The sequence below is a fragment of the Frigoribacterium sp. PhB118 genome (assembly GCF_003751725.1).
GTDB lineage: Bacteria > Actinomycetota > Actinomycetes > Actinomycetales > Microbacteriaceae > Frigoribacterium.
This window is the reverse complement of record NZ_RKID01000001.1, coordinates 1,011,314-1,026,349: the sequence shown is the minus strand read 5'-3', so window position 1 is coordinate 1,026,349 and position 15,036 is coordinate 1,011,314. Positions and strand designations below refer to the sequence as shown.

At 71.4% G+C, this 15,036-nt stretch carries 14 protein-coding genes; 10 read left to right on the top strand and 4 right to left on the bottom strand.

The window, feature by feature from the left end; genetic code table 11:
- Nucleotides 1–16: 16 nt before the first annotated feature.
- On the bottom strand, nucleotides 17–1,774 hold the full coding sequence (locus tag EDF21_RS04695; RefSeq protein ID WP_123570459.1) for a biotin carboxylase N-terminal domain-containing protein: 1,758 nt from the start codon (nucleotides 1,772–1,774) through the stop codon (nucleotides 17–19).
- A 79-nt stretch (nucleotides 1,775–1,853) separates the two neighbouring features.
- Nucleotides 1,854–2,543 (bottom strand): nucleoside triphosphate pyrophosphatase, encoded by a 690-nt coding sequence (locus tag EDF21_RS04690; RefSeq protein ID WP_123570458.1) that lies wholly within the window; start codon nucleotides 2,541–2,543, stop codon nucleotides 1,854–1,856.
- Between the two features lie 26 nt (nucleotides 2,544–2,569).
- Between EDF21_RS04690 and EDF21_RS04685 the strand changes: the two genes are divergently transcribed.
- From EDF21_RS04685 to EDF21_RS04670, 4 genes are all read left to right on the top strand, one after another.
- A complete protein-coding gene (locus EDF21_RS04685; RefSeq protein WP_123570457.1) occupies nucleotides 2,570–3,811 on the top strand; it encodes a class I SAM-dependent RNA methyltransferase in 1,242 nt (413 codons plus the stop codon).
- A gap of 77 nt (nucleotides 3,812–3,888) precedes the next feature.
- The gene (locus EDF21_RS04680; RefSeq protein WP_123570456.1) at nucleotides 3,889–4,593 is read left to right on the top strand and encodes a response regulator transcription factor; all 705 of its coding nucleotides are present in this window, start codon (nucleotides 3,889–3,891) and stop codon (nucleotides 4,591–4,593) included.
- Entirely contained in the window at nucleotides 4,583–5,890 is a 1,308-nt protein-coding gene (locus EDF21_RS04675) for a sensor histidine kinase (protein ID WP_148053629.1), read from the top strand. The genes EDF21_RS04680 and EDF21_RS04675 overlap by 11 nt, the downstream gene beginning before the upstream one ends.
- Nucleotides 5,887–6,933 carry a hypothetical protein gene (locus EDF21_RS04670; RefSeq protein WP_056046380.1) on the top strand — a complete coding sequence of 349 codons (1,047 nt, stop codon included), beginning with the start codon at nucleotides 5,887–5,889 and terminating at the stop codon, nucleotides 6,931–6,933. Before EDF21_RS04675 ends, EDF21_RS04670 begins: the two co-directional genes overlap by 4 nt.
- Nucleotides 6,934–7,206: 273 nt before the next feature.
- On the opposite strand, the gene EDF21_RS04665 is transcribed toward EDF21_RS04670, so the two are convergent.
- On the bottom strand, nucleotides 7,207–7,488 hold the full coding sequence (locus EDF21_RS04665) for an acyl-CoA carboxylase epsilon subunit (RefSeq protein WP_123570454.1): 282 nt from the start codon (nucleotides 7,486–7,488) through the stop codon (nucleotides 7,207–7,209).
- A complete protein-coding gene (locus tag EDF21_RS04660) occupies nucleotides 7,485–9,098 on the bottom strand; it encodes an acyl-CoA carboxylase subunit beta (protein WP_056047698.1) in 1,614 nt (537 codons plus the stop codon). The genes EDF21_RS04665 and EDF21_RS04660 overlap by 4 nt, the downstream gene beginning before the upstream one ends.
- 107 nt (nucleotides 9,099–9,205) lie before the next feature.
- Between EDF21_RS04660 and EDF21_RS04655 the strand changes: the two genes are divergently transcribed.
- The 6 genes from EDF21_RS04655 (at nucleotide 9,206) to EDF21_RS04630 (ending at nucleotide 15,010) form a co-directional block, all read left to right on the top strand.
- Nucleotides 9,206–9,985, top strand: a complete 780-nt coding sequence (locus EDF21_RS04655) for a biotin--[acetyl-CoA-carboxylase] ligase (RefSeq protein WP_123570453.1) — start codon at nucleotides 9,206–9,208, stop codon at nucleotides 9,983–9,985.
- A gap of 4 nt (nucleotides 9,986–9,989) precedes the next feature.
- Nucleotides 9,990–10,538 (top strand): PH domain-containing protein, encoded by a 549-nt coding sequence (locus EDF21_RS04650; RefSeq protein ID WP_233568358.1) that lies wholly within the window; start codon nucleotides 9,990–9,992, stop codon nucleotides 10,536–10,538.
- Between the two features lie 28 nt (nucleotides 10,539–10,566).
- On the top strand, nucleotides 10,567–11,871 hold the full coding sequence (locus tag EDF21_RS04645) for a UDP-glucose/GDP-mannose dehydrogenase family protein (RefSeq protein WP_123570451.1): 1,305 nt from the start codon (nucleotides 10,567–10,569) through the stop codon (nucleotides 11,869–11,871).
- Between the two features lie 75 nt (nucleotides 11,872–11,946).
- The gene (locus tag EDF21_RS04640; protein WP_255416429.1) at nucleotides 11,947–13,116 is read left to right on the top strand and encodes a 5-(carboxyamino)imidazole ribonucleotide synthase; all 1,170 of its coding nucleotides are present in this window, start codon (nucleotides 11,947–11,949) and stop codon (nucleotides 13,114–13,116) included.
- An 86-nt stretch (nucleotides 13,117–13,202) separates the two neighbouring features.
- Nucleotides 13,203–13,670, top strand: a complete 468-nt coding sequence (gene purE, locus EDF21_RS04635; protein WP_199736262.1) for a 5-(carboxyamino)imidazole ribonucleotide mutase — start codon at nucleotides 13,203–13,205, stop codon at nucleotides 13,668–13,670.
- 47 nt (nucleotides 13,671–13,717) lie between these two features.
- Nucleotides 13,718–15,010 carry an LCP family protein gene (locus EDF21_RS04630; protein WP_173151206.1) on the top strand — a complete coding sequence of 431 codons (1,293 nt, stop codon included), beginning with the start codon at nucleotides 13,718–13,720 and terminating at the stop codon, nucleotides 15,008–15,010.
- Nucleotides 15,011–15,036 lie beyond the last annotated feature (26 nt).

Genomic DNA, 15,036 nt, shown 5'->3' with positions numbered 1-15,036 from the left:
GGGCCCGGCGCGGGGGTCAGTCGATGCTGAGCAGGACGTGACCCGACGAGACCGTCTCGCCGACGACGGCCGCGATGCCCGAGACGGTGCCGTCGCGGTGGGCGGCGACGGGCTGCTCCATCTTCATGGCCTCGAGGACGAGCACCAGGTCGCCCTTGACGACCTGCTGACCGGCCTCGACGGCGAGCTTGACGACGGTGGCCTGCATCGGAGCCTTGACCTCGGCACCGGTCGCGGTGACGACCGACGACCGGGGCGCGCCCCGGCGCTTGGGCGCGACCGCAGGAGGCGCGGTGCGCGACCCGAGGCCGGCCGGCAGCGAGACCTCGAGGCGTTTTCCGCCCACCTCGACCACGACGGTGTCGCGTTCGTCGGCCGGCCGGGGGGCCTCGGCCTCGCCGCTCCACGCGGGGATGGTGTTGTCGAACTCGGTCTCGATCCAGCGGGTGTAGATGGAGAACGGTGCACCGTCGGCCGGCGCGAAGGCGGGGTCGTCGACGATGGCACGGTGGAACGGCAGCACGGTCGGCAGGCCGGCGACCTCGAACTCGGCCAGGGCGCGACGGGAGCGCTCGAGCGCGTCCTCGCGCGAAGAACCCGTGACGATCAGCTTGGCGAGAAGCGAGTCGAACGACCCGCTGATCTCGTCGCCGGCCTGGACGCCGCTGTCGACGCGGACGCCGGGACCGCCCGGGGCCTTGAAGACGTGGATCGGACCGGGGGCGGGCATGAAGCCCCGACCGGCGTCCTCGCCGTTGATGCGGAACTCGAACGAGTGGCCGCGGGCCTCGGGGTCGTCGTAGTCGAGCACGCCGCCCTCGGCGAGGCGGAACTGTTCGCGGACGAGGTCGATGCCGGTGACCTCTTCGGACACGGGGTGTTCGACCTGGAGGCGCGTGTTGACCTCGAGGAACGAGACGGTTCCGTCCTTGCCGATCAGGAACTCGCAGGTGCCGGCACCGACGTAGCCGACCTCGCGGAGGATGGCCTTCGACGACTCGTACAGCTTCGTGGTCTGCTCGTCGGTGAGGAACGGTGCGGGGGCCTCTTCGACGAGCTTCTGGTGACGGCGCTGCAGCGAGCAGTCGCGGGTCGACACGACGACGACGTTGCCGTGGGCGTCGGCCAGGCACTGGGTCTCGACGTGGCGGGGCTGGTCGAGGTACTTCTCGACGAAGCACTCGCCGCGTCCGAAGGCGGCGACGGCCTCACGGGTGGCCGAGTCGAACAGCTCGGGGACCTCCTCGCGGGTGCGGGCGACCTTGAGACCGCGTCCGCCACCACCGAACGCCGCCTTGATCGCCACGGGGAGGCCGTGCTGGTCGACGAACTCGAGCACCTCGTCGGCGCCCGAGACGGGGTTGAGGGTACCGGGGGCGAGCGGGGCGCCGACGCGCTCGGCGATGTGCCGGGCCGAGACCTTGTCGCCCAGCTGCTCGATGGCCTCGGGCGACGGGCCGATCCAGACCAGGCCCGCGGCCTGGACGGCCCGGGCGAAGTCCGCGTTCTCGGCGAGGAAGCCGTAGCCGGGGTGCACGGCGTCGGCACCCGAGCGGCGGGCGATCGAGAGGATCTTGTCGATGACCAGGTAGGTCTCGGCGCTCGTCGTCCCGCCCAAGGCGTAGGCCTCGTCGGCGAGGCGGGCGTGTTGGGCGTCGCGGTCCTGGTCGGCGTAGACCGCCACCGAGCCGATTCCGGCGTCACGCGCGGCCCGGATCACGCGGACGGCGATCTCTCCACGATTGGCGATGAGGACCTTGCTGATACGCGGCATAGTTCCCCACCCTATTGCGCCCTCCCCGTCCGCCTTTGGCTGACGTGCACAAAAAGGACGAGGAGGCGCGAGGCAGAACCTACAAGGAGCCGGCGGTCGGCGAGGTCCACAGCTCGTGCCACGGCACGCCGAAGCCCCGGACGAGCGACCGCAGCACGGGCACCGAGAGTCCGACGACGGCGCTCGGGGTGCCCTCGATGTGCGTGATGAACGCGGATGCCCGACCGTCGATCGTGAAGGCCCCCGCGACCTCGAGCGGCTCGCCCGTCTCGACGTAGGCCGCGAGCTCGCGCGGATCGAGGTCGTCGGCGAAGGTGAGGGAGGCGCTCGCGACCCGGCCCGCGCCTCCTGAGGGGGTCTCGGCGGTGACGCGCGGAGCGCCACCGCAGTGGTCGACCAGCCAGTGACCCGACCAGAGGGTGCCGTGGCCGATCTCGGCCATGCGGCGCCACCGGTCGAGCGCCAGGGCGGGCTCGTGGGGTTTGCCGTGCACCTCGCCGTCGAACTCGAAGGCGCTGTCGCCCCCGAGGACCAACCCGTCGAGGGGGCGGCCGTCGACGACCGTGTCGAGCACGGCCTCGGCCTTGAGCCTGGCGAGGTGCTGCACCGTCTCGGCCGCCGTGAGCGCTCGGCCGAGCCGTGTCGACTCGATCGCGACCGCGGCCTCTTCGTCGACACCGGGACTGATCAGCACCGGCTCGACGCCGGCGGCGCGCAGCAGGGCGAGACGGGCGGGGGAGGTGCTGGCCAGGTAGAGCGGGACGGTCATGCCGCCCAGCCTGTCAGACTCGACGCATGGGAGACATGCTGGGCCGCGAGGTCGAACTGGACGTGACGGGCATCGCACACGGGGGCATCTCGGTGGCCAGACTCGACGGGCGGGTCGTGTTCGTGACCGACACCCTGCCCGGCGAGAAGGTCGTGGCGCGCATCACCGACGACCGCAAGAAGGCGTTCTGGCGGGCCGACACGGTGAGCGTCCTCGAGGCGAGCGAGCACCGTCGACCCCACGTGTGGGGCGCGGCCGCCCTCGAGGTCGATCCGACCGACCGTGCCGGCGGCGCCGAGTTCGGGCACGTCGAGCTCGGCCACCAGCGCGAGCTGAAGCGACGCGTGGTGGTCGACGCGCTGACCCGCATGGGCGGGATCGCCGACGCCGACGGCCGCGTCTCGGTCGAGGCCCTGCCCGGCGACGACGAGCGCGGCGGCACCGGGTGGCGCACGCGCCTGCGCCTGCACCTCGACGCCGAGGGGCGTCCCGGTCAGTACGCGGCTCGGTCGCACCGGGTCGTGCACGTGCCCGACCTGCCGCTCGCGTCCCCGGAGGTCGCCGAGGTGGCGCCGCTGGGTGACGCCTTCCCCGGCGAGGAACACGTCGACGTCGTCGCCCCGAGCGGCGGAGGCGCGCGTCTGATCATCGGGCGGCAGGCCCGCTCGATCATCACCGAGGTCGTCGGCGACCGCGAGTTCCGGCTCGACGACGGCGGCTTCTGGCAGGTGCACCGCGAGGCAGCGGCCACGCTCACCGCCGCCGTGCAGACCATGATCGACCCCGAGCGCTTCGACCCGAAGGGCGCCAACCTCGACCTGTACGGCGGGGTCGGACTCCTCGCCGCCGCCGTGGGGGACCGCTTCGGTGCGGGGACGCGCATCACGAGCGTCGAGAGCGACGAGCGGGCCACCGAGCACGCGTCCGAGAACCTGGCCGAGTGGATCGGCGCGTCGGCCGTGACAGGACGCGTCGAGCGCTGGTTGCGCCAGACCGCGTCGCAGGCGAGCGACGCCGAGCGCGAGCGCCTCGCCGCCGCGACGGTCGTGCTCGACCCGCCCCGCTCGGGCGCCGGGCGCGACGTGGTGTCCGAGATCGCGGCCCTCCGCCCGGCCCAGGTCGTCTACGTCGCGTGCGACCCGGTCGCCCTCGCCCGGGACGTGGCCCTCTTCGCCGAGCGGGGCTACGCGCTCGACGCCCTGCAGGCGTACGACCTCTTCCCGAACACGCACCACGTCGAGACGGTGGTGCGCCTGCTGCCGGCCTGAGCCGCCGTCCGGTTACGATGTACCCCGTGCACGCCCGGGATTCAGGGACCAGGGCACACGCCGACCGAAGGATCACCGTGTCAGACATCACGACCGAGACCCCCATCGCCACCCGCCAGACAGCACCCGTGCGGGTCGCCGTCGTCGACGACCACGAGTCGGTGCGGCTCGGCATCCAGGCCGCGTGCCAGAACGAGGGCTTCGAGGTGATCCTCACCGCCGCCGGCGTGCAGGAGTTCGTCGAGAACCTCGCGGGTCGCGAGGTCGACGTCGTCGTCCTCGACCTGTCGCTCGGCGACGGCTCGACCGTCACCGAGAACGTCAAGCGCGTCCAGGCGACGGGGTCGGCCGTCCTCGTGCACAGCATCGCCGACCGGGTCGCCTCGGTCCGTGAGGCGCTCGCCGCGGGGGCGGCCGGCGTCATCCCGAAGTCCTCCGCCACGAAGACCGTCATGGCCGCGGTCGCCACGGTCGCCCGCGGCGACGTGCTCAACAACCTCGAGTGGGCGAGCGCGATCGATGCCGACCGCGACTTCGCCAAGGCCCAGTTGGGTCGTCGCGAGCGCGAGATCCTGCACCTCTACGCCTCGGGTCTGCCGCTGAAGCTGGCCGCCCAACAGCTCGGCATCGGCTACTCGACGGCCCGCGAGTACCTCGACCGCATCCGCGTCAAGTACGTCGAGGTCGGACGCCCGGCACCCACCAAGGTCGACCTCCTCCGTCGCGCCGTCGAGGACGGCATCCTGCCGGGGCTCGATGCGGACGGCGGCGATGGCCGGTGAGGGTCGGCTGACCGGCCCGCTCCCGCTCGGCCCCCTCCGGCCCCCGCGCAACCCGATCAGTCGTGCCCTGCTCGACAAGGTGCTGGGGCGCATCATCGCCGCGGCCGGTCTCGTGTTCGGCCTGCAGGCCCTGCCCGGGATGATCGGTCAGGTCGGGAGCATGCAGCTCGCCTGGGCCTGGGTGATCGGCCTGGCCATGTTCGGCGGGTTCCTGGCGTTGGTCGTGGCGAGCCTCGTGCAGCGCGGCGTGACCACGGTCGAGGCCTTCGTCGCCATCGCCTACCTGATCGCGCTGGTCACCTGGCCCCTCGCGGTCGACGACCCCAGCGAGGTCCAGGCGAGCGTGCCCTGGCTCTGGTACCTGTGCACCGTCGCCACGGCCTCGGCCGCGTCGGCGTTCTCCACCTGGATCGCCACCGGCTACCTCTTCGTCGCCCCGGCCGTCTACGGCTTCATCCGCCTGACGCCGTCGGGCGGAGCGGTCTCCCCGCAGCGCGCGACCCTCGACTCCGTCTACGCGATCCTGCTCGGCGGTGCGGTCCTGATCCTCGTGGTGATCCTGCGCCAGGCGGCCGCGAACGTCGACCAGGCCCAGGCGACCGCGGTCGCGCGGTACTCCGAGGCGATCCGCGAGCACGCCACCGAGCTCGAGCGGGTGCAGGTCGACGCCATCGTGCACGACAGCGTCCTCACGACCTTCATCCAGGCGGCCAGGGCCTGGTCGCCCGAAGAACGTGAGCTGTCGACCAACATGGCCCGGAACGCGATGTCCCACCTCTCGGCGGCGGCGAGCACGACGCCGTTCGACGAGTCCGACACGACGGTCACGGGCATGGTCGACCGCATCGCGGCCGCCGTGTCGGACCTGGGCGTCTCGGTCGAGCTGCGCCGGGGCCCGATCGAGGGCGAGGGCATCCCGTCCACCGCCGCGGAGGCCCTCTACTCGGCCGCCGTGCAGGCCCTGGTGAACAGTTCCCAGCACGCCGGGGACGCGCCCGGTGTCCGGCGGTGGGTCGACGTCACCCGCGAGGCGACCGGCCTCACGACCGTCGAGGTCGGCGACACGGGCAAGGGCTTCGAGCCGGCGACGGTGCCGACCGAGCGTCTGGGTGTCCGGGTGTCGATCCACGAGAGGCTGAACAACGCCGGCGGACTCGCGACCATCGACTCGGCACCGGGGCGCGGAACCCTCGTGCGACTGCAGTGGCCGGTCGGCGCCCTCCTCGAGGGGGGATCGGCTCCCCGTCCCTCGCCCGACCGCGCCGACGAGACGGGCATCCCGGAGGGCGTCGCGTGAGGGTCTCCGTGCCGCGGTGGCTGATCGTCTCGCTCGCCGCCGTCTTCTCGGCCTACCATCTGGTCCTCGCCGTGGCCTCGTTGGACCGGTTCACCGATCCGCTTCCCGTCGTCGCGTGCATGGTGTTGTACGCCGCGGCGACCGTGGCCGTGCTGTGGCCCAGCCGCCACGTCATCATGCCCGTGTGGCTGGCCTCGTTCTGCCTCGCCGTCAGCATCGTCCTCCCGCTGGTCGTGACCTCCGAGCTCGACAGCTCGGTGAAGAACGGCTATGCCACGTGGTACGTGGCGGCCGTGGGCACGCTCATGGTGATCGTGTCGACGAGACGCCGCCAGGGGTTCGCCTGGCTCGGGGTCGGATTCATGGCGGCTCACGGGGTGCTCTGGGCCGGGGCCGAACAGATCGCCGACCTCGGCATCGTCGGCAGCGTGGTCTGGGTCGCCTTCAGTCACGCGATGTCGAGCACGCTGACGCGTGCCGGGCGCGAGACGCGTGAGTTCATCCTCGCCGAGCACGAGGCGGCGGACTGGCAGGCAGCGCAGGAAGCCCACGTGAACGAGCGGCAGTACCGGCTGCTGCAGACGGGCCGGACGGCACGGCCGATGCTCCAGACCATCGTCGATCGACACGGCGACCTGACCGCGGCCGAGCGCCAGGAGTGCCTGAACCTCGAGGGGGCCATCCGGGACGAGATCCGGGGACGCCGCCTCCTCGACGACGACGTGCGTCACGAGGTCATGGCGGCGCGTCGTCGGGGGGCCGTCGTCAGCCTCCTCGACGAGGGAGGCCTCGACGACCTCGGGCCAACGGATCTGCGGCGGGTCCATGCCGTGCTCGCCGAGGCCCTCCGCGGCTCGCTCGCCGATCGCATCATCGTCCGGACCGTCCAGGGCGGGGGAGACGACGCCGTCACGGTCGTCGGGCTCGGTTCGCCGGACCTGTCGTCGAGCGCCCTCGGCCGGGGCGTCTCGGCCGACGCGGACGAGGACGACGACGCCGACGAGGTGCAGCTCTGGCTGCAGATCCCCCGCTCGGCCCCCTGATCATCCACCGGGCAGCCTCACGGCAGGGCCGGGGAAGAAGGAAGGGCCGGACGATCGTCCGGCCCTTCCGAGACCCTGAGTCAGGGCGGCAACCCGAATGTCGCCCTGACTCCCCCCGGCAGGAATCCACTACCCATGTGGTCCTGCTGGTGGTGTGACTCCTAGAGAGACACCTAGCAAGAGCAAGCATGGTGGGTCGGGGCCGCGGGTGCAGTCGTCATTTAGGGGGACAGGCGGGGGAAGATGACTGCGTCTACCCCCGTTCCGGGGGCGTCAGCCCTCGAAACCCCGCCAGCGGCCTTCTCCGGCCGTGATGACGGGACGCGGTGCCCGGGCCGATCGCGTCCAGCCCGACGTCGTGGGTCGGGAGGACGTCGTCGTCGCCGATCCGGCCCGGCCGGCCGCGACGGCGGCGAGCAGCGCCGTGACGGCCGCCAGTTCGTCGGGCGTCGGGTCCCCGGCGACGACCCTGATGAGGGGAGCCGACGGCTGCTCGTCCGGGTCGGTGGGGGAGTCCGCCGGGTCGGGGGAGGCGGCGGCGTGGCGACCACTCACAGGGGGATGTTCCCGTGCTTCTTCGGCGGCAGGGTCGCCCGCTTGGTCTTGAGGGCGCGCAGTGCCTTGATGACGGCGACGCGGGTCGCGGCCGGTTCGACGACACCGTCGAGTTCGCCCCGCTCCGCGGCGAGGAAGGGACTCGCCACGTTGTAGGTGTACTCGTTGGCCAGTCGCGTGCGCACGGCCGCCACGTCTTCGCCCGCCTCGGCCGCCGCCTTGATCTCGTTGCGGTAGAGGATGTTGACGGCGCCCTGACCGCCCATCACGGCGATCTCGGCCGTGGGCCACGCGAGGTTGATGTCGGCACCCAACTGCTTCGACCCCATGACGATGTAGGCGCCGCCGTACGCCTTGCGGGTGATCACCGTCACGAGCGGGACCGTGGCCTCGGCGTAGGCGTAGAGCAGCTTGGCTCCGCGACGGATGACACCGGTCCACTCCTGGTCCGTGCCGGGCAGGTAGCCGGGCACGTCGACCAGGGTGAGGATCGGGATGTTGAACGCGTCGCAGAAGCGTACGAAACGACTGGCCTTCTCGCCGGCCTCGATGTTGAGGGTGCCGGCCATGGCGGACGGCTGGTTGGCGATCACGCCCACCGGACGGCCCTCCACCCGGCCGAAGCCCACGACGATGTTGGGCGCGAACAGCGGCTGGACCTCGAGGAACTCGCCGTCGTCGACGACGTGGTCGATGACGGTCATGACGTCGTAGGGCTGGTTCGGGCTGTCCGGGATCAGCGTGTTCAGCTGGCGGTCGTGGTCGGTGGTCTCGAGTTCGACCGGCACGTCGAAGACGTGCGGGTCGGCCAGGTTGTTGTCGGGCAGGTACGAGAGCAGCGCGCGGGCGTAGTCGAGGGCGTCGTCCTCGTCGCTCGCCAGGTAGTGCGACACGCCCGAGACCTTGTTGTGGGTCAGGGCTCCGCCGAGCTCTTCGAAGCCCACGTCCTCGCCCGTCACGGTCTTGATGACGTCCGGGCCGGTGACGAACATGTGGCTGGTCTTGTCGACCATGATCACGAAGTCGGTCAGCGCGGGGGAGTACACCGCGCCTCCGGCCGCGGGGCCCATGATCAGCGAGATCTGGGGGATGACGCCCGAGGCGGCCGTGTTCAGCCGGAAGATCTCGCCGTACTTGCCCAGGGCGACGACGCCCTCCTGGATGCGCGCTCCGCCCGAGTCGAGTATGCCGATGATGGGCACCCCGGTCTTGAGGGCCAGCTGCATGACCTTGATGATCTTCTCACCCGCCACCTCGCCGAGCGAGCCGCCGAAGATGGTGAAGTCCTGCGAGTAGACCGCGACCTGGCGGCCGTGGATCGTGCCCGTTCCCGTGACGACCGCGTCGCCGTAGGGCCGTTTGGCCTCCATGCCGAAGGCGTGGGTGCGGTGTCGGACGAACTCGTCGAGTTCGACGAACGAACCCGGGTCGAGCAGCTCGTCGATCCGTTCGCGGGCCGTCTTCTTGCCCTTGGCGTGCTGCTTCGCGATCGCGGCCTCGCCGCTGGCCGTCACGGCCTCGTGATAGCGGGCCTTGAGATCGGCGAGCTTGCCCGCGGTGGTGTGCAGGTCGGGCGCGGCGTCGGTGAGTGGCGCGGAGTCAGGAGTCACGCGCTTCACTCTACTGACCGACCCGCAGCCATCCGTTGGAGGTTTCCACGCGTGGACGGCGTCGCACGTCGTAGGAGTCGTCAACCGAGGCCGCCTAGGCTGACCCGATGGACTTCCCCCTCAGCGCGTCCGTCAGCCCCCGTCTCGTGGTGCTCGAGTCCACCGGATCGACCAACGCCGACCTGCTGGCCGCCGTCGACGAGCCGCACCTGGCGACCTGGCTGACCCTCGACCAGGCCGCCGGGCGGGGCCGGCTCGGTCGACGGTGGGAGACCGCGCCCGGTCGATCCCTCGCGGCGAGCGTCCTGCTGCGCCGCGGCGACCTGCCGGTCGACTCGCTCGGCTGGGTGCCGCTCCTCGCCGGCGTCGCGATGCGCGCCTCCGTCCAGGGCTTGCTCCCGGGCGGCGACGTCACGCTGAAGTGGCCCAACGACGTGCAGGTGGACGGCGGCAAGGTCTGCGGCCTGCTCGCCGAGCTGAGGCCCGACGCGAGCGCCGTGGTCGTGGGGGCCGGGGTCAACCTCACGGTGCCGGCCGACGAGCTGCCGACGCCGACCTCGACGTCGCTCGGTCTGCACGGTGCGCGGGGCACGGCTCTCGAGCTCGCCGACGCCGTGCTGTCGGCCTGGGTCTCCGGTCTGGCCCGGTTCGTCGCCGACCTCGCCGCGGCCCGGGGCGACGCCGTGGCGAGCGGCGCCCTGTCGCTGGTGCGCACGCACTGCGCGACGCTGGGGCGCGACGTCCGCGTCGAACTCCCCGGAGGCGCGGCTCTCGTGGGCGAGGCCGTCGACGTCGACGAGGCGGGCCGGTTGGTCGTGCGTTCCGCCTCGACCGGCGGGCTGACGGCCGTCGCTTCGGGTGACGTCACGCATCTGCGGTATGAATGAGCCTGTGAGCAGCGACGGACCACAGCCGACCGAGTACGTCGTCGCGCGGCTGCGTCCCCACGCCCGGGTTCTGTTCTGGCCGTCCCTCGGGCTCGTCGGCATCTGCGCCGCGACCGGCTACTTCGGCGGTCGCTTCGACGTCGCCTGGCAGAACTACGTCGTGCTGGGCTCGGCCGTCGCCCTCATCGTGCTGCTCTGGTTGGTGCCCGTGCTGATCTGGCTCGGCAAGCGCTACGTCATCACCTCGCGTCGCCTCGTCGTGCGCAAGGGGCTGTTCGTGCGCACTCGTCAAGAGTTGCTCCACAGCCGCGGCTACGACCTCACGGTGCGCAAGAACTCGGTCCAGAGCGCCTTCCGCAGCGGAGACGTCCTGATCAACACCGGCCTCGACCGTCCGCTCGTCCTCTGGGACGTGCCGTCGGCCGACCTCGTCCAATCGACCCTGCACGACCTGATGGAGTCGAACCTCAACAGCGTCGCGCAGCGTCGCCAACACGAGCAGTCCGTCGGACACGCCGACACCACCTCATGGGGCGACGACCGGGTCATCTGATCCGGCTCGCGTGATATAGGATATTACAATGCGAATCTCAGTCATCGGTTGCGGTTACCTCGGAGCCGTGCACGCCGCGTGCATGGCCGACCTCGGGCACGACGTGGTCGGCATCGACGTCGACCCGGGCAAGATCGCCCTGCTCTCGTCGGGTCACGCCCCGTTCTTCGAACCCGGACTGCCCGAGGCGCTCCGCCGGGCCCTCGACTCGGGGCGACTGCGGTTCTCGACCGACCCGGCCGACGCCGCCGGTTCGCAGGTCCACTTCGTCGCCGTCGGCACCCCGCAGACCCCGGGCAGCGACGCGGCCGACCTCACCTACGTCGACGCCGCGGTCCAGGGGCTCTTGCCCCACCTCGCCGACGGCGACCTCGTGGTGGGCAAGTCCACCGTTCCCGTCGGCACCGCGAGCCGACTCGCCGACCTGGTCCGCGCCTCCTCCGGGGCCGACCTGGCCTGGAACCCCGAGTTCCTCCGCGAGGGCTTCGCCGTGGCCGACACCGTCGCGCCCGACCGCTTCGTCTACGGAGTGCCCGAGGGTGACGCCGGTGAGCGGGCGACGGCCGTGCTCGACGAGGTCTACGCGACGGCTCTGGCGACGGGCACGCCCCGGCTCGTGACCGGGTACGCGACGGCCGAACTGGTGAAGGTCTCGGCCAACGCGTTCCTCGCGACGAAGATCTCGTTCATCAACGCGATGGCCGAGATCGCCGAGGCCACCGGTGCGGACGTGACGCAGCTGGCCGACGCGATCGGGCACGACGCCCGCATCGGCCGCCGGTTCCTCAACGCCGGCCTCGGCTTCGGCGGCGGGTGCCTGCCGAAGGACATCCGGGCGTTCCGGGCCCGATCGCGCGAGTTGGGGCTCGAGTCCCTGGACTTCCTCGCTGACGTCGACGCCGTCAACCTGCGCCGCCGCGACCGCGTCGTCGAGCTCGCGGGCGAGTTGCTCGGCGAGGTGCGCGGTGCGCGCGTCGCCGTCCTCGGGGTGGCGTTCAAGCCCGACAGCGACGACGTCCGCGACTCGCCGGCCCTCGACGTCGCCCGACGACTGCACGCCGCCGGGGCCGACGTGGTCGTCCACGACCCCGAGGCCAACGAGACCGCCGCCCGGCTGGCTCCCGACCTCACCTACGTCGGGGACGTCCCCACCGCCCTCCGCGACGCCGAGCTCGTGTTGGTCCTCACCGAATGGACGCAGTTCAAGGCGCTGCGTCCGGCCGACGTCGCCGCCCTCGTCTCCCGGCGACGCATCGTCGACGCGCGCAACGTGTTCGACCCCGCCGAGTGGCGCGAGGCCGGGTTCGAGTTCCGGGGGCTCGGGCGACCGTAGCCTCGCGACGGCCAGGTCGACCATCGGGCAAGATGGTTCGAGCCGGAAGCCGACGGATGAGCCCGTCCTCTCCCGGTGACGCCCGGAGCACGACAGGAAGAGGACCAGATGGCAAACCGTGTCGGCGTGATCGGTGGCGGCCAGCTCGCCCGCATGATGATCCCGCCCGCCGTCCACCTCGGCATCGAGATCAGCGTCCTCGCCGAGGCCGAGGGCAGTTCGGCCAGGCTGGCGGCGACACAGGTGGGTGACTACCACGACGTCGACGTCGTCCTCGATTTCGCCCGCACGGTCGACGTGGTCACCTTCGACCACGAGCACGTTCCCCAGCAGGTCCTGACCGCCCTCGTCGACGCGGGCGTGCCCGTGCATCCCGGGCCGTCCGCGCTGGCCGTCGCGCAGGACAAGATCGTCATGCGTCAGCGGCTCACCGAGCTCGGGCTGCCCGTCCCGGACTGGGCGGCCGTCCACGACGCATCCGAGCTCGAGGCGTTCCTCGCCGACCACGGAGGCCGGGCGGTCGTCAAGACCGCGCGGGGTGGTTACGACGGCAAAGGCGTGCGCGTGGTCTCGGCCGCGCACGAAGCCGACGACTGGTTCGGAGCCCTGGCCGAGGACGGCAACGGAGGCGCGCTCCTCGTCGAGGAGCTCGTCGATTTCCGGCGTGAGCTGTCGCAGCTCGTGGCCCGTCGTCCGAGCGGCGACATCGTCCCGTGGCCCCTCGTCGAGACCGTCCAACGCGACGGGGTCTGTTCCGAGGTCTTCGCCCCGGCGCCCTCGAGTGCCGGTCGCCTGGCCGACCTGGCCGACGAGATCGCCCGGACGGTCGCCGAGCGGCTCGACGTCACCGGGGTCCTGGCCGTCGAGCTCTTCGAGACGACCGACGAGCGGCTGCTGATCAACGAACTCGCCATGCGGCCGCACAACACCGGCCATTGGACGATCGACGGGTCGACCACGAGCCAGTTCGAACAGCACCTCCGGGCCGTGCTCGACCTGCCCCTGGGCGACACGGACTGCCACCGCCCGTGGAGCGTCATGCTGAACGTGCTCGGCGGACCGGCGACCGGGTCGATGGCCGACCGTCTCCCCGCTCTCATGGCCGACCAGCCGGCGGTCAAGGTCCACGACTACGGCAAGGAGCCGCGGCCCGGTCGCAAGGTCGGTCACGTCACCGTGGTCGGCGACGACCTCGACGAGGCCGTCTTCCGGGCGCGCGCCGCTGTCGAGTTCTTCACCGACTGACGGCTATCCTCTAGTCCGTGTCCGACCCGAAGAGCACCGACGTGCGCCCGAACGACCCCGCCGTGCCCGCGAAGGTCGCGATCGTCATGGGCTCCGACAGCGACTGGCCCACCATGCAGGGCGCGTCGACGATCTTGTCCGAGCTGGGCATCCCGCACGAGGTCGAGGTCGTCTCGGCGCACCGCACGCCCGACAAGATGATCGCCTTCGGTCGAGACGCCGCCGGTCGGGGGATCTCCGTCGTCATCGCCGGGGCCGGGGGAGCAGCGCACCTGCCCGGCATGATCGCCTCGGTGACGACCCTGCCCGTGGTCGGCGTGCCCGTCGCGCTGGCCAAGCTCGACGGTCTGGACTCGTTGCTCTCGATCGTGCAGATGCCGGCGGGCATCCCCGTCGCGACCGTGTCGATCGGTGGCTCGGTCAACGCCGGCCTGCTCGCGGCCCGCATCATCGGCGCGCACGACCCGGCCGTCGCCGAGCGGTTGGCCCGTCACGCCGAGTCCCTCGCCGGTCTGGTCGAGCAGAAGAACGCCGACCTGCGCCGATCACTGTGAGCACGTCCCTGCCCGTGCGTCACCCCGACGCCACCTCCGAGCCCTTCATGACGAAGCGAGCGTGGGTGCTCGTCCTGTTGAACGTGGTCGTGCCCGGCTCGGCCCAGGTGCTCGCGGGCAGCCGCCGGCTCGGCCGGTGGGGGCTCGCCTCCACCCTGGTCTTCTGGGCGGTCGCGGTCGTCGTCATCGTCCTGGCGTTCGCCTTCCGCTCGCCCCTGATCGAGATCGCGACCAACGTCGTCGCCCTCACGATCGTCCAGGTCTTCCTCGCGTACTACGCGGTGTTGTGGGTGGTGCTGACCGTCGACACGTTGCGCTTGGCCCGCATCGTCCGGACGGCCCCCTCGGCGCGGGGATTCCTCGCCGGAGCGATGGTGCTCTTGATGGTGGTGACCGTCGGGCCCGCCGCCTACGGGGCCTACCTCGCCGGGGTGCAGCACGGTCTGCTGAACAGTCTCTTCACCTCGAGGGCCGACGCCGCACCTCCTGTGGACGGTCGCTACAACATCATGTTGCTCGGCGGTGATGCGGGGGCCGACCGCACGGGTCTGCGTCCCGACAGCATCTCGGTCGCCAGCATCGACGCCGAGACCGGTGCGACCACCATCGTGGGAATCCCGCGGAACCTGTACGACGCGCCCTTCGTCGCGGGATCGCCGCTGTACGGCGAGTACCCCGACGGCTACGACTGCGGTGACGACTGCCTCGTGAGCTTCCTGTACACCTACGGGGAAGAGCATCCCGACCTCTACCCCGATGCCGAGTCGAGGGGAAGCAACCCCGGGGTCGAGGCGATGCGTGACGCCGTCGAGGGCATCACGGGCCTGACGGTGCAGTACTACGCCCTCATCGACATGCAGGGCTTCGTCGACCTCATCGACGCGCTCGGCGGCATCCAGGTCGACGTGCAGCAGCGCATCCCGATCAACGGAGGCGTGGACGGCAACGGTCAGCCGATCAACGTCGACGGCTGGATCGAGCCCGGCGAGCAGAAGCTCGACGGGTACCACGCCCTCTGGTACGCCAGGGCGCGGCACGGCACCAGCGACTACGACCGCATGGCTCGTCAGCGCGAGGTGCAGCAGGCGCTCCTCTCCCAGTTCCAGCCGGCGACGGTGCTCTCGAAGTTCCAGGCAGTCGCGTCGGCCGGTGTGCAGACCGTCGACACCGACATCCCGCAGGGTGCCCTTGCTGCCTTCGTCGACCTGGCCGTCAAGGCGAAGTCGCAGCAGATCACGAGTCTCGAACTCGTGCCGCCCACCTATGACAACGTCTACCCGGACTACGACGCGATGCGCACCGCCGTGGCGCAGGCCACGACGTCCGTCACCGCACCCTGACGACCCGTCTCAGGCCGTCCGTCGAG

What these genes read in the sequence shown, in the direction of transcription:
- EDF21_RS04695 (WP_123570459.1), bottom strand. Translation starts at nt 1,774, where the DNA reads ATGCCGCGTATCAGCAAGGTCCTCATCGCCAATCGTGGAGAGATCGCC.
- EDF21_RS04690 (WP_123570458.1), bottom strand. Translation starts at nt 2,543, where the DNA reads ATGACCGTCCCGCTCTACCTGGCCAGCACCTCCCCCGCCCGTCTCGCC.
- EDF21_RS04685 (WP_123570457.1), top strand. Translation starts at nt 2,570, where the DNA reads ATGGGAGACATGCTGGGCCGCGAGGTCGAACTGGACGTGACGGGCATC.
- EDF21_RS04675 (WP_148053629.1), top strand. Translation starts at nt 4,583, where the DNA reads ATGGCCGGTGAGGGTCGGCTGACCGGCCCGCTCCCGCTCGGCCCCCTC.
- EDF21_RS04655 (WP_123570453.1), top strand. Translation starts at nt 9,206, where the DNA reads ATGGACTTCCCCCTCAGCGCGTCCGTCAGCCCCCGTCTCGTGGTGCTC.
- EDF21_RS04645 (WP_123570451.1), top strand. Translation starts at nt 10,567, where the DNA reads ATGCGAATCTCAGTCATCGGTTGCGGTTACCTCGGAGCCGTGCACGCC.
- purE (WP_199736262.1), top strand. Translation starts at nt 13,203, where the DNA reads ATGGGCTCCGACAGCGACTGGCCCACCATGCAGGGCGCGTCGACGATC.
- EDF21_RS04630 (WP_173151206.1), top strand. Translation starts at nt 13,718, where the DNA reads ATGACGAAGCGAGCGTGGGTGCTCGTCCTGTTGAACGTGGTCGTGCCC.